This window comes from Streptomyces sp. MP131-18 (assembly GCF_001984575.1).
In the GTDB taxonomy this organism is placed as follows: Bacteria; Actinomycetota; Actinomycetes; order Streptomycetales; family Streptomycetaceae; genus Streptomyces; species Streptomyces johnsoniae.
On the sequence record NZ_LZNS01000001.1, the window covers coordinates 2018739 to 2041200 of the forward strand.

A 22462-nucleotide genomic window follows, 5' to 3' on the forward strand; every position below is an offset into this window, starting at 1 on the left:
TTCGGTGACACTTCCTTCCTCAGCAGCCCACCCACGTCGCCATACGCGACAGCGCGTCCGGCGACCGGCGACGCATGTGCAGCAGTCCCTGCACCGTCTCCCGGACCCGCGGCTGGAAGCGGGTCTGCTGCGGCGCCAACTTCCGCGCCAGGGACAGCGACGCGAGGGCGGCGTCGGTGCGACCGGTCTCCATCTCCGCCCGCGCCTGGTCCACCAGGTGCGCCGCACGTCTCGACGTCGCCCAGCCACGAGGCGGCCGCACTGCGCGGGCCGCGGCATACGCCTCGTCAAACTGCCGGAGCTCCAGCCGAGCGAACGTCTCGTGGACCCCGACGTTCGCCGGGCCGAACGACAACCAGTACACGGTTCCGACCTCGCCCGTCCGGGCAGCCAGCTCCCGCGCCTGCCCCAGATGCGCCTCCGCCGCGGTCCCATCGTCCGCCCGAGCCGCGATGACAGCCGCCCCAAGGTGCAACTGCCCCGCGACCGCACTGGCCTCCGTGCCGACCTGTGCCTGCGCGAGGAACCGATGCCCCTCGGCCACCATGCTCAGCCCGACGTGGTACTGGGACTCCCGAGACCTGTAGGACAACGCCCGCTTGTACTGGCGCACCGCGCCCAACACCGGGTCCGACGCGCGCTCGGTCGCCCACCCCATCCGGTCCAGCGCTCGCACCGCAAGATCGCCGTAGCTGAACTTCGTAGCCACATCGTGGGCGCTCCGGTACGCCGACGACAGTGCCCTCCACGCGTCCGTAGCCGGGCGGTCCCTGCACACCATGGTCAGGTCCGCCAACAGGCTGGGGAGCGCGGCGGCGGCCTGCTGGAGTCGCGCCGCGCGCACGTCTCGGCATAGGGCATCCGCCGCCACAACCAGGTCGGCGGTAGTCGCCGACGGCTGGTACAAGTCGGTCGGCAGGTCGTACAGGTCGAGAGCCTCGCGAATGGGCCGGATGAGTGCGGCCACGTGGTCGGGGTGCAGAGAGTGTACGGAGTGTCCTGTCAGGGCTGTGATGGGGACGCCGAGCGCCCGCGCGACCGCGGCGACGAGCTGCGGCGAGGGCGCCTTGTGCCCTGCCTCCACATGCCGCAGCAGGCTGTAGCTGTAGGGGATGCGCTGGGCCAAGCCCCGCTGGGTGAGGCCAGACCGTTTCCGGTGCGCTGCGATACGCGCACCGGTGCGGTCGTCGTACTGCTCGGGCATATTGGTCTCCGATCGTTCCTCGCAGCCACTCGGAACGTACCGCTTTCCGCCCCCGCCCACACCGTGAGCGAGGGCGGTCGCGTGTGGTGAACTGCCCGCATGTCCACTCGTGTTCTTTACCTCCTCGCCAGTGCCGCACCGCCCGTGCAGTACGCCGACCGTGCGATCCGCGACGCCCAGGCGCGAGGTTGGGACGTGTGCCTCGGCCTGTCCCCGACCGCCGCCGAGTGGGCGGCCGACCGTCTGTCCGAACTGGCAGAGCTGACCGGGCATCCAGTACGGGTCGCGCACCGCGCCCCGGGCGAGACATCCACGTGGCCGCCCGGTGACGTAACGCTGATCACACCGGCGACCCTCAACACCGTCAACGCGATCGCTCTCGGACTCACCCCCACGTGGGTCGCGGCACACGCCTGCGAAGCGATCGGGAAACGGTGGCCGCTGATTGTCATGCCGTGCGTGAACAGCGCCTATGCAACGCACCCGCAGTTCGGCCGGTCGCTGAACGTGCTGCGTGAGGCCGGTGTTCGCGTGCTGTACGGAGCGCCGGACGGATTCGTGCCGAACGAGCCGGGCCAGGGGCGCCCCGAGGCGTACCCCTGGCACCTGGCCCTGGACGCCGCCGACAGATCCTGGGCATGACGAACGTCCCCGCCCGCCGGCCGTCGTGCAGACCATCGCTCGACTTCGGGCCGGGGCGCAGCCTGGATCAGCGGGTGCCGAAGCTGTGCACGGTGGTGGAGCGGTAGGTCGTGCCCGGGCGGAGGACCGTGGTGGGGAAGTGCGGCTGGTTGGGTGAGTCGGGGAAGTGCTGGGTCTCCAGGCACAGGCCGTCGCCCTGCCGGTAGACCCGGCCGCCGGGTCCTGTCAGCGTGGCGTCGAGGAAGTTGCCGCTGTAGAACTGCACGCCGGGCTCCGTGGTGTCGACCCGCATGAGGCGGCCCGAGCCGGGGTCGTGGAGGGTGGCGGCGTGCCGCGGCGCGCCGGTGATGCCCTTGTCGAGCACGAAGTTGTGGTCGTAGCCCTGCCCGTACAGGAGCTGCTGGTGGCTTTCGCGGATGTCGCGGCCGATGCTCTTGCCGCGGCGGAAGTCGAAGGGGGTGCCCCCGACGCGGGCGAGTTCGCCGGTGGGGATGAGGGTTTCGCCGACGGGCGTGTAACGGGCGGCGGCGATCTCCAGGCGGTGGTCCTCGATGCTGCCGGTGCCCTCGCCGCCGAGGTTGAAGTAGGTGTGGTTGGTGAGATTGACGACGGTGGGCGCGTCGGTGGTGGCCTCGTAGTCGATGCGGAAGTCGCCGTCGCGGGTGAGGGTGTAGTCGACGCGCACGTCGAGCGTGCCGGGATAGCCCATCTCGCCGTCGGGGCTGGTGCGGCGCAGGGTGAGTCCGGACCGGCCGTTCGGCGTGACGTCCCACAGGCGCTTGTCGAAGCCGCGGTCACCGCCGTGGAGGCTGTTGGGGCCGTCGTTGACGGGGAGTTGATAGGCGATGCCGTCGAGCGTGAAGCGGCCTTCGGCGATGCGGTTGCCGTAACGGCCGATCAGGGCGCCGAAGTAGGTGGTGGCCGTGAGGTAGGGCGCCAGGGTGCCGAAGCCGAGGGAGACGTTGACGTACTCCCCGGCGCGGTCGGGCAGTTCGAGGGACTGGACGATCCCGCCGTAGCTCAGCACCTTCAGCCGGGTGCCGCCGCGGCTCAGGGTCCAGCGGTGCACCTCGGTGCCGTCGGGCAGGTGGCCGAAGACCTCGGGTCCTTCGCCGTTTCCCTCCGCGGGGGCGGCGGCCCGGGCCTGGCCGGCCGCGGCGGTGGCTGCGGTGGCGGCGAGCCCGGCGGTGGCCGAGGCGAGGACTGTTCTTCTGCTGGGGCTCATGTGGTCGCTGCTCCTTGGGTCGAGGGTCCCGCCGCTGCGGGATGCCGCGGTGGGGCCTGGGGGTCGCGCTGTGCCACAGGAGGAGTCGGTGGCCGCACGGGCAGTCCACGTGCGCCCGACATATCGAACGAAGTTCGAAATACGGGGGGAACTTAGTGACTCACCTCACGCCCCGTCAAGGGGCCGCCGCGGTATCGGTTCAGCTCTCAGATCAGATCGCGCGGAATGGTCTCGCTCCACGTACGGGAGAAGACCCGGTGCGGACCCTCGAACGCGTCGAGGGTCGCGTGCAGCCGGAAGTCCGTATCGGTGCACTCCAGAACGGTGCGGGTCTCCGTGCGCGTCTCCCACGCGCCGCGGCGGAAGGCCATCGTCCACGCCGACTCGCCGCGCGCCGAGCAGAATTGGTCGGCCACCGAGTCGTAGCGCTCGCAGGCCCGCCGGTGCACCTCCATGCCGTGGTCCTCGTGGCGCTGGACGCCCTGGTCCTTCACGATCTCCAGAGTCGAGCGGTAGTCCACCAGGTCACGGGACACCTGCCAGCGCTGCTCGGCCGGGGTGAGCCGGGTCGTCGGAACGGGCCGGGTGCCCTCCGGGTCGCCGAACGGGCGCTCGGCCACGTCGTCCGGCTCGCCGAGCGGGCGTACCGGCAGGGTCAGGCAGCCGGCGCCGTGCACCGTCATCAGCACCGGCTCCGGCGGCGGCCAGGCCAGCGGCCAGTACGACGTGGACAGCGACACGCGCACCCGGTGGCCCGGCGGGAACGCCTGCGCCACGCCGTTGAGCGGCACGGTGACGCGGTAGCGGCGGCCGGGTTCGAGGGGCTGCGGATCGTCCAGGCTGTCGCGGCGGGTCAGGTTGAGCAGCCCGTAGGTGACGCGGGTGGCGCTGCCGTCCTCGGCGACGTCGGAGAGGCGGGCCGCGACCATGGCGACCGGACGGTCGACCGAGACCTCCAGGTCGACGGACGGCGAGCCGAGGACTTCGAGACGCTCCGTCAGCGGGTCGCTGTCGAAGACCATCGATCCGCCGTCCTCCTCGCGCTGGTCGTAGGGCAGATCGGGCGGCGCGTTGTAGGACGCCCACTTCCCGGCGAACTGCCCCACGGACAGCGGCGAGCAGACGGCGGCGGCCGCCCGTTCCCCCGCGGGGTGCCGCTCGTCCGCCGTCCCGATGCGCCGGTCGAGCAGCGGGTGGCGGAGCTCGCGGACGTGGGGCGAGGGCCAGTCCGGCTCGCCGACCCAGCGGCCCGGACGTTCCTCGTAGGACGTGGAGGGCGGCACGCTCTCCTGCATCCAGGCGCGCAGCATCGGTCCGTCCATCACGCCGTTGTCGACGTCCTTGAGCCAGTGGTCCCACCAGCGCACCAGCTCCTGGAGGTAGCCGATGGCGGGCCCCGGCTCGCCCTGGTGCGGAAACTTGTGGGACCACGGCCCGATGAGGCCCTTGCGCGGCACGTCCAGGTGCGCGAGCAGGCGGGTCACGGCGTTGGAGTAGCCGTCGGCCCAGCCGCTGGAGGCGAGCACCGGGCAGCGCACCGCGGCGTAGTCCTCGCAGACGGACGCGTGCCGCCAGTAGGCGTCGCGGCGCTGGTGGCGCAGCCAGTGCTCGACCCAGGGGCGGGCGGCGTCAAGGCGTTCGAACCACATGGCGCGCCAGTCCTCGCCGGCCAGCGCGGGGTCGGGCGGGCAGGTGGCGTAGGCGAACATGGTGCCCGCCTCGGCCAGGTTGTCCGAGAGCATGCAGCCGCCCATGTAGTGCATGTCGTCGGCGTGGCGGTCGTCGGTGAACGACGAGATGGCGATGGCGCGCAGGCTCGGCGGGCGGCGCGCGGCGACCTGGAGCGCGGCGAACGCGCCCCAGGACAGGCCCATCATGCCGGTGCGGCCGTCGCACCAGGGCTGCGCGGCCAGCCAGGCCAGCACGTCCTCGGCGTCCGTCTGCTCCCGCTCCAGGTACTCGTCCAGCAGCACGCCGCCGGACTCCCCGGTGCCGCGCAGGTCCACGCGCACGCAGGCGTAGCCGTGCCCGGCCAGGTACGGATGGTGCACGGAGTCCCGGGCTGCGGTGAGGTCGCGCCTGCGGTAGGGGATGTACTCCAGCACCGCGGGGACGGGCCGGTCGTCGGAGGTGACCGGGCGCCAGACGCGCGCGGCCAGCCGCGTGCCGTCCGCCACGGGGATACGGACGTCCTCCTCCGTCCGCACCCGGTGCGGCAGGTCCTCGGGGTCGACGAACCGCATCAGCCGCTCACCTCCTCGAACGCGAACGGCAGTCCCTTCACCACCTCGTCGTAACGGGCGACCAGCTCCTCCTCGCTGTCGGCGGCGGTGAAGACGTGCGCCAGCTCGAAGCTGTAGCTGTCCTGTTCCGGCAGCTCGGACAGGCGCGCACCGGCCGGGACGACGTGGTTGACGTGCGTGCCGGGGATGCGGTCGGCGAGGGCGGCCAGCTCCTCCTCGGTGGGGGAACGGCGGACCACGGCGTCCCCGAAACGGCGGTAGTACCACTTGGCGGCCAGCGCGTAGTCGCCCTCGCGGTGCGGCAGCGCCGGATCCCGGCCCAGGGCGAGGCTCAGCATGGCGTGGTGGTTGGGCACCCCGTCGACGTACGCGAACAATTCCGCGTGTGACTGGGAGTGACGGGGGTTGACCTCCAGGAGATTGATCCTGTCGGTCGCCGGATCGTAGAAGAACTCAATGCTGAAGGTCGCGTTGTTCAGCCCGATCCGCGTGATCACCCGCTCCGCGATGTCGCGCAGCCGCTCCGTCACGCCGTCCGGCAGCTGCGAGGGGTACTGGTGCCGCAGGAAGCACGGGCTGTCGGGGTAGGTGAGCGAGTCGAGCGTTCCGTAGACGGTCACCCTGGCCTCGTGCACGTAGCCCTCGACCGCCACCTGATCGCCGCGGATGGCCTCCTCCGCCAGGCAGCCCCGCCCGCCCGCGGCCGCGGCGGCGGGTGGCAGCGGCAGCCGGTCGAGCACGAAGTCGAACGGTCTGCCGACCCGGCCCGCACCCTCCCGTATCCGCGCCACGGCCGACCGGAACTCCGCCAGGTCCGCCACACCGAACGCCAGCTCGGACGAGTACGCCGTCACCGGCTTCAGCCACATCGGGAACCGCACACCCTCCGGCGGCTCCGGGGCGTCCGCGTCCAGGTCCACCAGACCGAAGCGGGGCAGCGCGTCCGTCACCTCGGCCTGTTCGAGGCGGCTCCAGTACTTGTGCTCGCACTTGACCACGGACGCGAGGCTCGTGCTGCGCAGCCCGTACCGCTCGGACAGGATCGGCACCAGCGTGGAGACGGGGAAGTCCCAGTAGCCGACGATGGCGTCGACCGAGCCGTCGAACGCGTCCAGCTGCTGCTCCGCCTTGCGGACCAGGGCGGGGAAGTCGATCTCTCCGTGCTGGAGTTCCTCGATGGTGAGCAGCGGGTGGAACCGGTACTCGGAGGCGTGCGGCACCTCCCCCAGCAGCTGCTCGTTCGCCTCGTCCATCCCGATCACGAAGATGTCCGCCTTGCCCACCGCTGTCCTCCTCGTCCGCGGCCCGCCGGGACGCGGACCGGACTTCCGGGGTACCCGGTCGCCGCCGGAGCATGCCGCGCGGACCTGCGGGGTCGTTCCCCGCCGCGATCGGAGAGCGCTCTCAGCCCGCCGCCCCGGAGAGCGGACGCGCGGCTCGCCCGGGGAGGTGCCGTCGCGGACCGGCGGCCGCGAGTCGGCGAAGCGGTTGATCATGAAATGGGTACGTTTGGCACCCCTTGCCACAGAGGAGAACCCATGACGTTCAACCCGCTGGAGCAGCGTGGTATCCCGCTGGACCGGCAGCTGCGGAACTGGCGAGAGCTGGCCGTGGAGCCGGTGGACCCCGACCGCAGCGACCCGTACACCCGGTGCCGGATCATCACGATGAACGGCATCGAGGTGGAGGCGATTCTCTTCAGCCACCAGTTCGCCCGGCACTGCCAGGACCCGGAGGTCAAACGGAAGCTGGCCGAGGTCCGCTACATCGAGGCGCAGCAGCAGAAAGCGGTCAACTGGCTGCTGCCGGGGGTGTCCTCGGTGCTGGAGACCACAATCTCCTACGAGCAGGTGGCCGTCGACCTGACCGCCTGGGTCGCGCGGGCCGAGCCGGACCCGTACCTGAAGCAGGCGTACCAGTTCGGAGTGCTGGAGGACTTCGACCACCTGTACCGGTACGCCAATCTCTACGAGATGATCGAGCACCGCAAGGCGGAGGAGATCGTCGACCAGCTCACCGAGGTCATGCCCGGCCGGCCCACCCCGCTGCACCACCGCCACCCCGTCGACAACGTGCGCGAGCCCTACGACCGCCGGCAGACCGACCCGCTGTCGAAGCTCCACGCGCTGACCGTCATGTCAGCCGAGCAGCAGACCATGAACTTCTACATGAACGTCGGACCCACGTACATGGAGCCGATCGCCCGCAAGCTCTACCAGGAAATCGGGCTGATCGAGGAAGAGCACGTCACCCACTACGAATCCCTGGTCGACCCGGGCGAAACCTGGTGGGAGCAACTGGTCCACCACGAGTACAACGAGTGCTACCTCTACCACTCGTTCATGGAGCAGGAGAGCGACCGGCGGGTGAAAGCCATCTGGGAACTGCACCTGAACATGGAGCTGGAGCATCTGCACACCGCCTGCGACCTCATGCGCCGCCACGACGGCAGGGACCCGGCCGAGGTGGTGGCGCCGCAGCTGCCGAACGTGCTGACCTTCGAGCCGAACAAGCAGTACCTGCGCGAGCTGATCGCCGACCAGCTGGACCTGACCACCCTGGGCACCGGCTACGTGCGCGAGGCGCACGAACGCTTCGAACGCATGCAGCAGCAGCTCAACGGCGATGGCCCCGCCCCCAGCGACGAGGTCATGCAACGCCACCAGGAGATGTTCGGCCGCGACTACCGCGTCCAGACCGAGGGCGAGCACCCGGCCTTCGCCACCGGCCACTGGAACTGACCCCGAGGGAGGGCCACGCAATGACATCGACCGCCCAGACACCCGACGCGGCAGACCAGGACGACGTCGTGGCACTGCTGATGCGCCAGCACGGAGACATCCGCAATCTCTTCGACGAAGTGGAACGCACCACAGGAGACGACCGGCGGGACGCCTTCCGCCGCCTGGTCCGGCTGCTGGCCGTACACGAAACGGCCGAACAGGAAGTCGTGCACCCCTTCGCCCGGCAGCTGTTCGACGGCGGACAGGGCGTGGTCGCCGACCGCCTGGCCGAAGAGAAACACGCCAAACAGGCCCTCGCCCAGCTGGACGCGATGGACCCCGACTCCCCCGGCTTCCTGCCCGGCCTGCGCCACCTGCGCACGGACGTCATGGAACACGCACGGGCCGAGGAACGCTACGAATTCGCCCAGCTGCGCCGCCGCGCCGACCCCGAACGACTCGCCGCCCTGGCCAAAGCGGTCAAAGCCGCGGAAGCCACCGCCCCCACCCACCCGCACCCAGCCGTCCAGGGCGCCGCGGCCAACATGGCCGCCGGCCCGTTCGCCGCATTGATGGACCGCACGAAGGACGCGGTCCGCAAAGCCATGGGCAAAGACGGATAGCCCGAACGGCGCCCGGCCGGAGGCCCGTTGAAAAAGAGGACACATCGCCGCTTTTCAGCGTGCATATCGCGCAGGCCCGCAGGGCACCCGCCGTTCGCCAGGGAAACGCCAACCAGACGAGGAGGATGCATCCCATGGCTGCGACCAACTCGGGTAACCCCGGAAACTTCGCCAACGACCCCGACCGGGCGTCGGAAGCCGGCCGCAAGGGCGGACAGGAAAGCCACGGCAACTTCGCCAACGACCCCGACCGCGCCTCCGAAGCCGGCCGCAAGGGCGGACACGAAAGCGGCGGCAACTTCGCCAACGACCCCGACCGCGCCTCCGAAGCCGGCCGCAAGGGCGGACACGAAAGCGGCGGCGGGCACCGTTGGACCGGCCGCTGACCAGGGCCCGGTCCCCCGCCTGCGCGGGGGACCGGGCCCTCATCCGTCGGCGGGCGGACGCACGCCGACGATGACGAAGCCGCTGCGGGGGCGCGCGGGAATCCGGCGCAGCGAGATGGTGAGGTCCTGGGGCGGAACGCGGTAGTCCAGCCGCGCCAGGCGGGGCACGAGCGCCTTCAGCAACCGCACGGTGGCCGCTTCCCCGGGGCAGCGGTGCCCGGTCTCCAGCGGCCCGCCGCCCTGGGGGACGAGTTCGTCGCCCCGCGGCGGCCGGTCGAGGAATCGTTCGGGCCGGAAGCGGTAGGGGTCGGCCCACAGACCCTCGTCGTGGTGCTGCCCGTACACGTCGAGCAGCACGAGCGCCCCGGCCGGAACGGGGTGGCCGCGCCAGGACACGTCGGTGACGGCCCGCCCGCCGACGAACGGCGCGAACGGATAGAAGCGGCGGACCTCGTGGACGAACGCCCCGACGTGGTCGGGGTCCCCCTCGCACAGACGGGCACGGTACTCGGGCCGACGGTGCAGGGCGTGCGCGGCGTAGGCGACGAACCAGCTCACCGCCGCCGCCGGCCTGATGAAGTTGAGCAGTTCGACCGCCGCGACCCCCGGTGTCAGCGGACGGCCGTCGACGTCCCGGTGCCGCGCCACCACGTCCGCAGCCGTGCCCGCCGGCGCGGCGCCGGGACCGGCCGTCCCCGCGCGCACGTCGTTCACCAGGCGGGCCAGCCGCCGCTCCTGCCGGCCGCGGGCCCGGCGCGCCCGCCAGTGGCGCGGCCCCGCGGTGGCGAAGCCGTCGACCATCGCCAGCAGGTCCCGCGCCACCGGCGCCACGTCACCCTCGTCCTGCGGGATACCTGCCCAGCCGCACACCCCCTCGGTGATGATCCGGCCGGCCTCGTCGAACAGCACCACGCGTTCGCGTTCCGGCCAGGACGCGACGGAACGGTCCCAGGCCGCGGCGACCCGCCCCGCCAGCGCGGTGAGCTGCTCCTCGTCCGCGAGCAGGGAGAGGAACATCGCCTTCCGCGCCCGGTGCGCCTGGCCGTCCAGGCCGTGCACGCCCCCCTTGCCGAACAGCGTGCCCCGCACCGGCTCCGGCAGCGCCCCGCCGCGGCGCACGTGCCGTTCGTCGTAGAAGAACCGCACCGCCTCGGGCCCGTGCAGCGCCACTGTGTGCCGCCCCAGCAGGCGGGCGCGCACGACGGGTGCCCCGGCGCGGCGCAGGCGCGAAGGCAGCCAGGCGTACCCGGCGGCGAGCAGGGGCAGGGAACTGTCGGACAGCGGGCGCCGGCTGGGTTTCATGGTCGTGCGCGTTTCCCCCCGCGGTGGGGAGAAACCGGTACTCACCCGCCCGGCGGCCGTTCTTCGCCGACCGGGGCTACTCGCGGAAGTCCTCCGGGTGGACCTCCGCGTCCTCGAGCGCCTCCCGCATGGTCGAGCCCTGACCCCGGCCCGGCTCGTCCTGGCCCCGGGACTCGGCGTCGGGCTCCGGCCCGTCCAGCACCTCGTCGGTCGTCCGGGTCTTGGGCCGGTTCTCCTCCGGCACGGTCATGTCCGCTGCTCCTCGCCTCGTCGCCGCCCCGCGGCGTGCGGGAGGGTCCCGCCCCTCCCACGGCAGCACGCGCGCGGTGCCCGCGCAACCGGAGGGCGCGGGCCGGGTGCCGGCCCCTCAGCAGCGGGCGAGCGGCCGGCGGAACCCGTCGTCCGCCGCCGACCACAACGTGTGGCCGCCGTCGGCCGAGACCGTCAGCCCGTACGCCTCGGGACCCGGGCGTCCGGAGGCGGCCCAATGGGAGACGACGGGCGCGAACTCGCCGAAGACGTCCCGCGGTCCGGCGTGGTCCACGTGCACGAAGCCGCCGCTGCGCGGCACGACCCTGGCCCAGGAGCCGCTGGGCCGGTGGGTGAGGATGTGGAGGGCGCTCTGTTCCTTCTCCGCCTCGCGGAGCGTCACCTGAGTGACGTCGGGCTGGACGAGGTGGCGCAGCAGCCGCGGCACGGTGCCGCCCAGATCGGGCAGTACGGCGACCCGGCTCTGCCCGCGCAGCGAGAGCACCATGCCCACGTCGTAGCCGAGGGGGCCCGCCGGGTCCTGCCGCGCGTCGGCGGATGCGTCGGCGGGTGCGTCGGCGAACGCGGCCGTCACCGGCAGCAGCGGCCCGGTGGCGCTGCCGTCGGCCGCGACGGTGAGCGCGGCCAGCGCGAAGCCGAGGGCGGCCACGACCGTGCCGCCCGGACGCACCTGCGCCAGCCAGGCCGCGGGAACGCGCGGCACGTCCACGCCCGCGATCAGCGCGTCGTAGGGCGCGCCGCCGGGGTGTCCGGCCGCGGGCGCGCCGACGGCCAGGGTGGGCGCGTACCCGGCGCGGGCCAGTGCCTCGCGAGCCGGCGCGAGCGCTTCCGGCCCGGGCGCGAGCGAGGTCACGGCCGCCTCACCGGCCCGGTGGCACAGCAGCGCGGTGCCGTGGCCGCGGCCCGTGCCGACCTGGAGGACGCGGGTGCCGCGCGCGACCGGGCCCAGCGCGCCCAGCATCGCGGCGAGCACGGACGGCCGCGCGCCCGGCCCGTCCGCCGCGGGCGCATCGTCCCGGCAGTCGGGCTCCGCCTCGCGGAAGAACGCCTCGTGCGGAACGTGCAGGAAGGCGTCGCGCCACTGCGGGTCGAGGTGTCCACCGGCCGCGAGCCGGTCGACGAGCGTCCTGCGGAGGTCCGCTGCGGAGGCGGCACTGGTCACGGTGGTCATGGGCGGCGGGTGCTTCCTTCCCGTTGGGGGGATGGCGCGCGTCGGTGTGCGACGTGCTGCCCTCCCCAACGAGGAAGACGGGACGACGTGGCGCCCCCGGCGCCGCCGGGGCGCGGGCGGCGGCGCGCAGGGCGCGCGGCCCCCCGCGTGAGCCGGGCGCACCGGCCCCGGTGCGGACTTCACCATCCGCACCGGGGCCGGTGGGCCCTCACCGTTCGGGCACCCGGCACCCGGCACCCGGCACCCGGCACCCGGCACGCGCCGGGCTAGTTCGCCCCGGCGCCTCCGGTGACGATGTCCTTGACGCTCGTGGCGCTGTCGAGGCTGTACGCGTACGGGATATCCGCCACCGAACCGGCGGTCTGGATCTCGCCGGAGCCGATCAGGTGGTTGTCCCTGGCCACGAGGTCGCCCGGGTCGGAGCCCGCGTAGCCGACGAGTGCCGGGTCCTCGCAGTTCTCGAAGTAGTTGCCCTCCACCAGGACCCCGGCGCCCTCGGTGGAGGCGACGCCGTACTCGTTGTCGTAGTAGTAGTTGTTGAAGACGTGCACCGGGTCGCCGAACCGGACACGGGGGTGGCGGGTCTCGCTGCCGTCGAACCAGTTGTGGTGGTAGGTCACCCGCAGGTGGCCCTGGTCCTCGGTGTGGCTGTCGGAGTGGCCGAGCAGCATCGACTTGTCGCTGCCGTCGAGGTGGTTCCAGGAGACGGTGATGAAGTCCGACTCGCGCTTGATGTCCACCGCGCCGTCGCTGCCCGTCCCGAACGTGTTGTGGTCGATCCAGATGTTGGTCGAGCTCTCCTGGACGTTGATGGCGTCGTCGTCCCAGTCATCGAAGGTGAGGTTCTGGATGATGACGTTGCTCTGCCCGTTGATGTCGAAGCCGCCGCCGGTGATGGTGGCGCCGCCGACCCCGACGATGGTCTTGTCGCTTCCCACGTCGTTCATGCCGGACAGGTTGATGGTGCCGCTGACCTCGATGACCAGCGGCCCCGACTGGGTGAGGGCGTCGGTCAGTTCACCGGCGGAGCCGACGGTGACGGTGCCGCCGCCGGCGCCGCCGGTGGTGCCGCCGTTCTCCGTGGCCCAGCCGACAAGGCCCTCGGCGGAGGGCGCGGGGGCGGACGCCCCGGCGGGCGTCATGCCCGTGCCGGCCGTGACGACGGCCAGCGCGCCCGCCAGGAGCAGCGCCGGGCGGGCGCGGAGGGACTTTCTGCGTGTGTCGGCGTTGTCGCGGGACATCCCGGTCTTCCTTTCGTCATTGCCGAGCCGTTGAACGAGGGGGGAGCGGCTCGGACCTGTGGGGGCCGCATTTCCGGGACGGGGAAGCGTTCCCGGGAATGCGGGTGGCTATGACGAGCGCGGGACGGGCCCCTTTACCGGGCCCGTTCCCTTCGGGCGCCGACCTGCCGCCAGGTCGGCTTCCGGGGGTGCGTTGCCGCACGTCCCTCCAGTTCCGGAGGGACGGCATGCGGTTCTGCCGTGACGGTCTCCGTGAAATAGCAAGCGCTTTCCGATTTCTGGAAAGTATCGCCGGTGTAAAGGGCTGTCAAGAGACCGGATCGGCAAGCAGAAAAGGTGTGGAATATGGCGCGGACCCTGTGGACTTTACCGATTGATGCCGCGTGCCGGGCCGCCTTGTCAAGGCGGCCCGGCACGCGGGAGGAGCGGAACGGCGGCCCGTTCGGTGCCCGTTCAGTGCCCGTTCGTGGCGCGGGCGGCCGCGACCTGGCGCAGCACCTGCGGCACCACCTGACCGCCCGCGGGCGCGAGCGCCGGCGTGTAGGTCCAGGCGTGCCCGACCCACGGGTCGGCCAAGTGGTCGTCGGGCACCGGCGTGATGCGCAGCAGCGCCCGGAACAGCGGGTCGAGCACCGGGCCGTAGGCCCGCGCGTCCTCCCGGTCGGCAACCATCATCAGGTGGACGCCGACCGAGGGCCCCTCGTCCGCCAGGTAACGGAGCTGCGTGACGGACCTGTCGTCGAAGCCGTGCGGGAAGTCGTGGACGATCAGCAGCTGTTCGGCCAGGTCGATGTCCTGCGGCAGGGCGTCGGCGACGCCGCTGCGCACCGCCATCTGCACCAGGTCGACGCGCTGGGTCAGCCGCCCGAGCACCGCGCCCACGCCCGCGGCCCCGGCCGCGGGCGGCCCGGCCAGCGCGCCGGACTCGGTCAGCGGCGCGAACGCCGTGGCGGCGCCGCCCGCCGGGTCGATGACGTGGACGCTGAGCCCGCCCGCGGGGTGGGCCGCCAGCAGGCGGGCGGCGATGACCGCCGCCGTACCGGCGGCGAGCCGGCGCAGCTCGTCGCCGTCGACGAGCGCGGACTGCACGGAACTGCCGCCGCGCCCGCTGTCGATCCACAGGCCGCGTTGCAGTGGCAGCCGCACCAGCATCGGGATGCGCAGGTCGACCCGCTCGGGCAGGCTGAGGTCGCCGAGGCGCAGCGCCATCGCCGTCTCCTCCGGCACCCGGTACTGCTGCCACACGGCGCTGTCCCAGCGCGCGTAGGCGGGCGGCAGGGCGGGCTCGACGACCGCCGCCTCGGCGATCAGCTGGGCCGCGTCGCGGTCGAACGCGGCCCTGGCCTGGTCGACGAGCTGCGTGTGCTTCGCGCGTGCGGCGCTGCGCGCCGCGTCGGCGGCGGGGCCGACGCGGGTGCTCGGGTCGGAGAGCACCGAGTCCAGTTCCCGGTCCATGCGCGAGTCGGCGAAGTCGACGGCGCTGCGGTAGGCCGCGGTCGAACGGGCCAGGTCCTCGAACATGCCCCAGACCTGGTTGTACAGCCGCTCGTCCATCGACCAGCCGGTCGCGTCGCCCGCGACGGGCTGCGGGTGCGCCCCCTGCTGCGGCTCGGGGGCGGCCGGCGGCGGGGCCGAGGGAGCGGCGGGGGCGTCGGCGGTGTGGCGTCCCGGGTGCCGGTAGTCGATCCGGCCGCCGGCGGGGGCGGTGGGCTCGGGCTGCGGGGCGGTCCCGCCACCGACCTGGGCGGCGCGGCGTTCGCGGTCGGCGTCGGCGGGCCGCGGCGGGGGCGGCGCGACCGAACGCGCCATGCCGCCGGCGACCGCCTCGTCGATGGCGGCGGCGAGGTCCCGGGCCTGCGGCAGGCCCTGGTCGTGGAGCATCGCGGCGAGGCCGCCCGCGTAGCCCTGGCCGACGGCCCTGACCTTCCAGGCGTCGTTCCTGCGGTACAGCTCCAGGGCGACGACGGCGGACTCGGCGTCGAGGTCGATGATGGTGTAGCTCGCGACGGGGGTGCCGTCCAGGCCGGTCACGGCGACGAAGGGGGCCGCGACGGCGCCGAAGCTCGCCGGGCCGCCGGTGCCCGCAGGCAGGGCGAGCATCACGTTCACCCGGTGCACGGCGGCGGGCAGGGCGCCGAGGTCGACGGCGAGCCGGTGGTCGGCGGCGGCCTGCTTGGAGACCTCGATGCCGGGGAGGCGGGGCGAGGCCGGGTGGGCGACCCACTCGGCGTCCTTCATGCGCCCCGCCTCGTCGTTGAGCGTCACTCCGGCCAGGATCGGGCGGCCCGCGGACACCCGTATTTCCAGGCGGGTTTCGGAGAGCGGGTGGTTCTGCCCGCGGATCAGCTCGGCCGTCATGCTTGCGCCCCCTCGTTCGGTCGCCCCGCCGGGCGGTGCCCGGCGCGCTGCGTGTGGATGGTGTGCCCCGTGCGCCCGGCGTGGCCGGCGAGCCCGGCGTGGCCGGCGAGCCCGGCGTGGCCGCGTGCCACTGCCGGGCCCGATGGTATCCGCGCCGTGCGCCGCGCCTACAGGTAGGGAACCAGCGCGGGCATCAGGTCCTGGAAGGTGCGGCCGTTGGCCGGCTCGCCGATGGCGGTCATCTGCCAGCCGTTGCCCTGGCGGTGCACCTTGGCCATGACCTGCGCGGTGTACTGGCCGCCGCCGGTCAGCGTGTACCGGGCCAGCTCCTGGCCGTTGGTCTCGTCGACCAGGCGGCAGAACGCGTTCTGCACCTCGGTGAAGCTCTGGCCGGTGAAGGAGTTGACGGTGAAGATGATCTGGTCGATGTGGACCGGCACACGCTGGAGGTCGACGAGGATCGCCTCGTCGTCGCCGCCCTGCCCGGCGCCGCCGACAAGATTGTCGCCGGTGTGGCGCACGGAGCCGTCGTCGGACACCAGGTGCTGGAAGAAGACGACGTCCACCGGCTGCTTGTCGGCGAACACGACGGCCGAGGCATCGAGGTCGATCTCCCGGGAACGCGACCCGAACAGTCCGCGGCGCGGGGCCGCCTGCCAGCCGAGTCCCATCCGCACCGCGGTCAGGGTGCCCCCGTCGGACTTCGTCAGGTTGATCGCCTGTCCCTTGGACAAGTTGAGACTCACGTGCTGTCCCTTCCCGGATCGGATCACCGCCGGTTCCGGCGGTGATCCGACCCTACGCAGTGCGGACGGCGGTCCGGGGCACCCGCCCCGCTTTGTGGCAGTCCTGCAATACTCCCGCGGCACGGCCGCGCGTGAACGGGCCTGCCGCGGGTCCGTCGTTCACCGGTCGCCGTCGCGGTATTCGCCGGGCGGGCGCGCGGCCGGGTCCGCGTGCTTGGACCGTTCCGCGTCGCGCAGCGCCACGCGGCGGATCTTGCCCGAGATGGTCTTGGGCAGTTCGGCGAACTCGATCCGCCGGATGCGCTGGAACGGCGCGAGCCGGGCGCGGCTGTGGTCGAAGAGGGCGCGCGCGGTGTCCGCGTCCGGCTCCCAGCCGGCCGCGAGGACCACGTACGCCTTGGGCACGGCCAGCCGCACCGGGTCCGGCGAGGGCACGACGGCCGCCTCGGCCACCGCGGGGTGCTCGATCAGCGCGCTCTCCAGCTCGAAGGGTGAGATGCGGTAGTCCGACGCCTTGAACACGTCGTCGGAACGGCCCACGTAGGTGAGGTAGCCCTCGTCGTCGCGGGCGGCGACGTCCCCCGTGTGGTAGTAGCCGCCGGCCATCGCCTCGGCCGTGCGCTCGGGGTCGTCCCGGTAGCCGGTCATCAGGCCGAGCGGCCGCGCGGACAGGTCGAGGCACAGCTCGCCCTCGTCGCCTTCCTGCCCGGTCACCGGGTCGATGAGCGCCACGCGGAAGCCGGGCGCCGGGCGGCCCATGGAGCCGGGTTTGACCGGCTGGCCCGGCGTGTTGGCGACCTGCACGGTGCTCTCGCTCTGCCCGAAGCCGTCGCGGATGGTCACCCCCCACGCCTCCCGCACCCGTTCGATCACCTCGGGGTTGAGCGGCTCCCCCGCCCCGGCCGCGATCTGCGGCGGCCGGCGCAGCAGCCGCAGGTCCGACTGGATCAGCATGCGCCACACCGTGGGCGGCGCGCAGAAGCTGGTGACCTGGCAGCGGTCCATGTGGGCCATCAGCCGGGCGGCGTCGAAGCGCGTGTAGTTGTGGACGAAGACGCACGCCTGCGCGTTCCACGGTGCGAAGACGTTGCTCCAGGCGTGCTTGGCCCAGCCGGGCGAGGAGATGTTCAGGTGCACGTCGCCGGGCCGCAGGCCGAGCCAGTACATCGTCGACAAGTGCCCGACGGGGTAGGAGAGATGGGTGTGCTCGACGAGCTTCGGCCGGGCGGTCGTGCCCGAGGTGAAGTACAGCAGCAGCGGGTCGTCGCCCGCGGTCGGCCCGTCCGGCTCGAAGGCGGCGGGGGCGGCGTACGCGTCGGCGTGGGCGAGCCAGCCGGGCGTCGGCGGGCCGACGGCGATGCGGGCGACGTCCGCGGGCACCCCGGCGAACTTGCCGGTATGCGCCGAGCCGGTCACCACGTGCCGGGCCCCGCCGCGCAGCACTCGGTCGGCCACGTCCTCCGGGCCGAACAGCGGCGTCGCCGGGATCAGTACGGCGCCCAGCTTCATGGCGGCGAGGATCGTCTCCCACAGCTCGACCTGGTTGCCGAGCATGAGGAGCATCCGGTCGCCGCGGCGGACGCCGTGCCCGCGCAACCAGTTGGCCAGGCGGGCGGATCGGGCGGACAGGTCGGCGAAGGACAGGACCCGTTCCGAGCCGTCCTCCTCCACCAGCCACAGGGCGGGCGCGTCGTTGCCCTCGGCGATGACGTCGAACCAGTCCAGCGCCCAGTTGAACGTGTCCAGCCGGGGCCAGGTGAACGTCGCGTACGCGGTGTCGTAGTCGTCGCGGTGGGCCAGCAGGTGATCACGGGCCGCCCGGAACGTCGCGGTGCTCGAAGTCGCGGTCATGACGGAACGGTGCCCGCCCGCGCGCCGCCCGTCCACCCCGGAAGGGGGTGCCACCGGACCGCGGACGGGCACCGCCGGGGTCAGCCGGCCGCCGCGCGCCAGGGCTCGTAGTGCGGGTTGTCCACGCACTCGGCCATGATCTCGGTGTCCGTGGTGCGGTCGACCGGGCAGGCGCCCACGATGAAGGAACGGTCGATGCCGCCGGGGAACGCGACCTCCACCTGGTCGGCCCACCGGTGCTGGTCACCGATCGTCGCGTTGACGTCGATGCCGCCGGGGGCGTCCACGTAGTAGTTGTACTTCGCCCGGCCCCACTCCTTGTACAGGTCGTGGTCGTAGGTGGTGCTGACGAACGGCGAGGGCTGGTTCTTCAGCACGTACGCCTCCAGGTCGTACTGACCGTTCACGTCCTTGGGCCGGAAGCCCTCCTCGAAGATCACCGCGGGACTGCGGTTCTCCGCGCGGTAGAGCTGGCGGCAGTCGGTGCGGTGGGCGGGCGCCGGGGAGATCCGGTCGACGTCCACGTCCCGGGTGGCCGCGGCGTACAGCGGGTCCTGCACGGACGGGCAGGCCACGGCGGCCGCCGCCGTGCCGGTGGCGCCGGGCGCGGAGGTGAACAGCAGGGTCAGGGGCAGGGCAACTACCGCTGCCCTGCGCGCGATTCGTTTGATCAGCATGCCGTACACCCTGGCGGCGGGACCTCGCGGAGGCAGGAGATGTCACCGGTACGAGCGGGAAATGTCACCGGTTCGAGGGCGTGGCGGAGGACGTGGCGGACGGCGGGACGGTGGCGGCGACCGGCAGGGCACGCAGCAACAGGACCGACCGTTCGGGAACGGTGATCGTCTCCCCGCCGTGGTGGACGGTGCCAGGCGCGGTGTCCTGGTCCTCGCGCGAGGTGTCGATCAGCAGCGCGTAGGCGTCGGCCCAGGGCTGTGCGGGCAGCGGGAACTCCACGGGGGTGGCCCCCGCGTGCAGGATCGCCAGGAAGCTGTCGTCGGTCACCGGGCGGCCCTTGGCGTCGCGCTGCGGGATGTCGCGGCCGGAGAGGAACATGCCGAGCGTGGCGCCCGGCGCGTACCAGTCCCGTTCCGTCATCTCCTTGCCCGCCGCCGTGAACCAGCCGAGATCCCTTATGCCTTCAGGACCCTGGCGCCTGCCGGAGAAGAACGCGCGGCGGCGCAGCACCGGGTGGTCCCGGCGCGTCCTGATCAGGCGGCGGGTCAGGTCGAGCAGGGGCCGCCAGGCGGGGTCGGTGCGCAGGGACCAGTCGATCCAGCCGGTCTCGTTGTCCTGGCAGTAGCCGTTGTTGTTGCCGTGCTGGGTGCGGCCCATCTCGTCGCCCGCGACGAGCATGGGCACGCCGGTGGACAGCAGCAGCGTGGTGAGCAGGTTGCGCAGCTGGCGGCGGCGCAGCGCGGTGATGCCCGGGTCGCCGGTCTCGCCCTCGGCGCCGCAGTTCCAGGAGCGGTTGTCGTCGGTGCCGTCGCGGTTGTCCTCGCCGTTGGCCTCGTTGTGCTTGGCCTCGTAGGTGACGAGGTCGCGCAGCGTGAACCCGTCGTGTGCGGTGATGAAGTTGACCGAGGCGTACGGGCGGCGCCCGCCCCACGCGTACAGGTCGCTCGACCCGGACAGCCGGTAGCCGAGGTCGCGCACGTCGGGCAGCGCCGCCCGCCAGTAGTCGCGGACGGTGTCGCGGTAGCGGTCGTTCCACTCGGTCCACAGCGGCGGGAACGCGCCGACCTGGTAGCCGCCGCTGCCGACGTCCCAGGGCTCGGCGATGAGTTTGACGCGCCGCAGCACGGGGTCCTGGGCGATGACGGCGAGGAAGGGGGAGAGCATGTCGACGTCGTGGAACGAGCGGGCGAGCGCCGCGGCCAGGTCGAAGCGGAAGCCGTCCACGCCCATCTCCTGCACCCAGTAGCGCAGCGAGTCGGTGATCAGCCGCAGCACTTGGGGCTGCACGACGTGCAGCGTGTTGCCGCAGCCCGAGTAGTCGGCGTAGTGGCGCGGGTCGTCGGCGAGCCGGTAGTAGCCGGGGTTGGCGATGCCGCGCAGGGAGAGGGTCGGGCCCAGCTCGTCGGCCTCGGCGGTGTGGTTGTAGACGACGTCGAGGATGACCTCGATCCCCGCCTGGTGCAGGGCGCGGACCATGGACTTGAACTCGCCGACCTGCTGCCCGCGCGTGCCGGTGGCGCTGTAGGCGGCGTGCGGCGCGAAGTAGCCGATGGAGTTGTAGCCCCAGTAGTCGCGCAGCCCGCGGCGCAGCAGGTGGTCCTCGTGCGCGAACTGGTGGACGGGCAGCAGCTCGACGGCGGTGACGCCGAGGGAGACGAGGTGGTCGACGGCCGCCGGGTGGCCGAGCCCCGCGTAGGTGCCGCGGAGTGCCGCGGGGACGCCGGGGTGGCGCATGGTGAAGCCGCGTACGTGCAGTTCGTAGATGACGGAATCGGCCCAGGGGGTCTTGGGCCTGACGTCGTCGACCCAGGTCTCGGTGTCGTGCACGACGACGCCCTTGGGCACGAACGGCGCGGAGTCGCGGTCGTCGCGGACGGTGTCGGCGAGGTCCTGCCGCTGGTGGTCCCTGTGGTGCCCGTACACCTCCGGGGGCAGCCGCCCGAAGTCGCCGTCGACGGCCCGCGCGTAGGGGTCGAGGAGCAGCTTGGCCGGGTTCCACCGGGCACCGGCCGCCGGGTCCCACGGGCCGTGGACGCGGTAGCCGTAGCGCTGCCCAGGCCGGACGCCGGGCACGAAGCCGTGGAAGATCTCGTGGGTCAGTTCTTCGAGCGGGCAGCGGATCTCCCGCCCGTGGTCGTCGAAGAGACACAGCTCGACGGCGTCCGCGCCGCCCGCCCACAGGGCGAAGTTGGTGCCCTCGACACCGTCGGGGCCCGTGCGGAACCGCGCGCCGAGCGGCGCCGGGCGGCCGGGCCAGACATCGGTCGTCACACGCTCGGGTGCCTGGGACACGGGTGCCTCCACATCTCGCTGCCCGGATACTTCCCGCTGCGCGGGGCGCCCTCACGTGCGGGGGCGGGGCTCCGCCGGGTGTGAGTGGCATTCAATCAGTTTTGCGGTGATTGCCGCGTTTTACCGCCGGATCGCCCGCCGTGTTTGCCGCAGGCCCTTGAACTGCGACGGAACAGTGACAATCGGCTTTCCTTCCCGTAAGCGCAGTGTGATTACCTGGCGTCAGGAGAGGGTGTGCGAGGGGAGAGGGATTCATCGTGAAGACGGGGCCGGTCGCGGCGTTGCTCGGGCTACTGCTGCTGGTGCTGACGGCGTGCAGCGGAAGCAGTGAGGCGGGGGAACGCGGCGGCGAGGGGGAGACACCGGCCGGCGCGGAGTCGGTCGACATAGCCATCGCGCCCGGGGACGGCGCCACGGACGTGGCGACCTCGGGCGCGCTCGAAGTGACGGCCGAGCACGGCACGCTCACCGAGGTCACGGTCACCGACGCCGAGGGCGCCGCGGTGCCTGGCGAGCTGTCCGAGGACGGGACGTCGTGGCGGCCGGGCGAACACCTGGCGAACGGCACCGACTACACGGTGACCGCGACCGGCGAGAACGCGGGGGGCGAGGAGCAGACGCGCAGCGCCGCGTTCACGACGACGGCGGCGGACGCGACGTTCACCAGCAACTGGAACATCGCGGACGGGGCGACGGTCGGCGCCGGGATGGTGCTGTCCATGACGTTCGACACCCCCATCGAGGACATGGCGGCCGTGCGCGACGCGGTGCGGATCAGCGCCGAGCCGCACGTCGACGTCCGCGGGCACTGGTTCGGCAACCAGCGTCTCGACTTCAGGCCCGAGGAGTACTGGGCGGCCGGCACGGAGGTGACGGTCAGCTTCCGCGTCCGCGGGGTGGAGGGCGCGCCCGGGGTGTACGGCACGCTGTACGAGGATGTGACGTTCACCGTCGGCCGCAGCCAGGTGACCACCGTGGACGCGGCGGCGATGACCATGGAGGTCGTGCGCGACGGGGAGAGCCTGCGGACCATTCCCGTGACCACGGGCGCGCCCGGCACGCCGACGTGGAACGGCAAGATGGTCATCACGGAGAAGCACGAGGAAACGCGGATGGACGGCTCGACCGTCGGCTTCGGCGGCGAGTACGACATACCGGATGTGCCGCACGCGATGCGGCTGAGCACCTCGGGGACGTTCATCCACGGCAACTACTGGGCTTCGGGTTCGACGTTCGGCAGCGAGAACGTCAGCCACGGGTGCGTCGGCCTCCAGGACACGCAGGGGGCGAACGACTCGTCCACGCCCGGCTCCTGGTTCTACGAGAACTCGATGATCGGCGATGTCGTCGAAGTGATCAATTCTGACGACGATGTGATCGCACCCGACAACGGCATCAACGGGTGGAACATGGCCTGGGCGGAGTGGGGCGCGGGGCAGGAGTGATCCTGCCCAGGGCATATGTGGGCGACCACGCCAGGATCACCCACCCCAGAAGGGCCAGTTAC

General features: G+C 72.4%; 18 protein-coding genes. 5 read left to right on the forward strand and 13 right to left on the reverse strand.

What is annotated here, in order from left to right; genetic code table 11:
* Positions 1-19: 19 nt before the first annotated feature.
* The gene (locus STBA_RS08805; RefSeq protein ID WP_077058702.1) at positions 20-1204 is read right to left on the reverse strand and encodes a helix-turn-helix transcriptional regulator; all 1185 of its coding nucleotides are present in this window, start codon (positions 1202-1204) and stop codon (positions 20-22) included.
* Positions 1205-1303: 99 nt separating this feature from the next.
* On the opposite strand from STBA_RS08805, the gene STBA_RS08810 reads away from it, so the two are divergent.
* Positions 1304-1846 carry a flavoprotein gene (locus STBA_RS08810; protein WP_077058703.1) on the forward strand — a complete coding sequence of 181 codons (543 nt, stop codon included), beginning with the start codon at positions 1304-1306 and terminating at the stop codon, positions 1844-1846.
* 67 nt (positions 1847-1913) lie between these two features.
* On the opposite strand, the gene STBA_RS08815 is transcribed toward STBA_RS08810, so the two are convergent.
* From STBA_RS08815 to STBA_RS08825, 3 genes are all read right to left on the reverse strand, one after another.
* Positions 1914-3071, reverse strand: coding sequence for an aldose epimerase family protein (locus tag STBA_RS08815; protein WP_077058704.1), 1158 nt, complete (start codon positions 3069-3071; stop codon positions 1914-1916).
* Positions 3072-3277: 206 nt separating this feature from the next.
* A complete protein-coding gene (locus STBA_RS08820; RefSeq protein WP_077058705.1) occupies positions 3278-5314 on the reverse strand; it encodes a CocE/NonD family hydrolase in 2037 nt (678 codons plus the stop codon).
* Complete coding sequence (locus STBA_RS08825) at positions 5314-6567, reverse strand: ATP-grasp domain-containing protein (protein ID WP_077063199.1); 1254 nt, start codon at positions 6565-6567, stop codon at positions 5314-5316. The genes STBA_RS08820 and STBA_RS08825 overlap by 1 nt, the downstream gene beginning before the upstream one ends.
* A 285-nt stretch (positions 6568-6852) precedes the next feature.
* Between STBA_RS08825 and STBA_RS08830 the strand changes: the two genes are divergently transcribed.
* From STBA_RS08830 to STBA_RS08840, 3 genes are all read left to right on the forward strand, one after another.
* The gene (locus STBA_RS08830) at positions 6853-8055 is read left to right on the forward strand and encodes a hypothetical protein (RefSeq protein WP_077058706.1); all 1203 of its coding nucleotides are present in this window, start codon (positions 6853-6855) and stop codon (positions 8053-8055) included.
* 20 nt (positions 8056-8075) lie between these two features.
* Complete coding sequence (locus STBA_RS08835; RefSeq protein WP_077058707.1) at positions 8076-8660, forward strand: hemerythrin domain-containing protein; 585 nt, start codon at positions 8076-8078, stop codon at positions 8658-8660.
* Between the two features lie 134 nt (positions 8661-8794).
* Entirely contained in the window at positions 8795-9046 is a 252-nt protein-coding gene (locus STBA_RS08840) for a general stress protein (RefSeq protein WP_077058708.1), read from the forward strand.
* Between the two features lie 39 nt (positions 9047-9085).
* Here STBA_RS08840 and STBA_RS08845 read toward each other — a convergent pair whose 3' ends face one another.
* The 9 genes from STBA_RS08845 to glgX all read right to left on the reverse strand — a co-directional run bounded on the left by STBA_RS08845 (position 9086) and on the right by glgX (position 20955).
* On the reverse strand, positions 9086-10348 hold the full coding sequence (locus tag STBA_RS08845; protein WP_077058709.1) for a cytochrome P450: 1263 nt from the start codon (positions 10346-10348) through the stop codon (positions 9086-9088).
* Positions 10349-10424: 76 nt separating this feature from the next.
* Positions 10425-10598: a hypothetical protein gene (locus STBA_RS37680; RefSeq protein ID WP_171987676.1), complete on the reverse strand. Its 174-nt coding sequence runs from the start codon at positions 10596-10598 to the stop codon at positions 10425-10427.
* Positions 10599-10715: 117 nt separating this feature from the next.
* Entirely contained in the window at positions 10716-11789 is a 1074-nt protein-coding gene (locus STBA_RS08850) for a hypothetical protein (RefSeq protein ID WP_077058710.1), read from the reverse strand.
* 266 nt (positions 11790-12055) lie between these two features.
* Positions 12056-13030 carry a right-handed parallel beta-helix repeat-containing protein gene (locus tag STBA_RS08855; RefSeq protein WP_077058711.1) on the reverse strand — a complete coding sequence of 325 codons (975 nt, stop codon included), beginning with the start codon at positions 13028-13030 and terminating at the stop codon, positions 12056-12058.
* 453 nt (positions 13031-13483) lie between these two features.
* Positions 13484-15388 carry a TerD family protein gene (locus tag STBA_RS08860; protein ID WP_077058712.1) on the reverse strand — a complete coding sequence of 635 codons (1905 nt, stop codon included), beginning with the start codon at positions 15386-15388 and terminating at the stop codon, positions 13484-13486.
* 167 nt (positions 15389-15555) lie between these two features.
* The gene (locus tag STBA_RS08865; RefSeq protein ID WP_077058713.1) at positions 15556-16134 is read right to left on the reverse strand and encodes a TerD family protein; all 579 of its coding nucleotides are present in this window, start codon (positions 16132-16134) and stop codon (positions 15556-15558) included.
* Between the two features lie 159 nt (positions 16135-16293).
* A complete protein-coding gene (locus STBA_RS08870) occupies positions 16294-17985 on the reverse strand; it encodes an AMP-binding protein (RefSeq protein WP_077063200.1) in 1692 nt (563 codons plus the stop codon).
* An 80-nt stretch (positions 17986-18065) separates the two neighbouring features.
* Positions 18066-18662 carry an ADP-ribosyltransferase gene (locus STBA_RS08875; protein ID WP_077063201.1) on the reverse strand — a complete coding sequence of 199 codons (597 nt, stop codon included), beginning with the start codon at positions 18660-18662 and terminating at the stop codon, positions 18066-18068.
* Positions 18663-18726: 64 nt separating this feature from the next.
* Positions 18727-20955, reverse strand: a complete 2229-nt coding sequence (gene glgX / locus STBA_RS08880) for a glycogen debranching protein GlgX (protein WP_077058714.1) — start codon at positions 20953-20955, stop codon at positions 18727-18729.
* Between the two features lie 257 nt (positions 20956-21212).
* Between glgX and STBA_RS08885 the strand changes: the two genes are divergently transcribed.
* Positions 21213-22400, forward strand: coding sequence for an Ig-like domain-containing protein (locus STBA_RS08885; RefSeq protein ID WP_253194588.1), 1188 nt, complete (start codon positions 21213-21215; stop codon positions 22398-22400).
* Positions 22401-22462 lie beyond the last annotated feature (62 nt).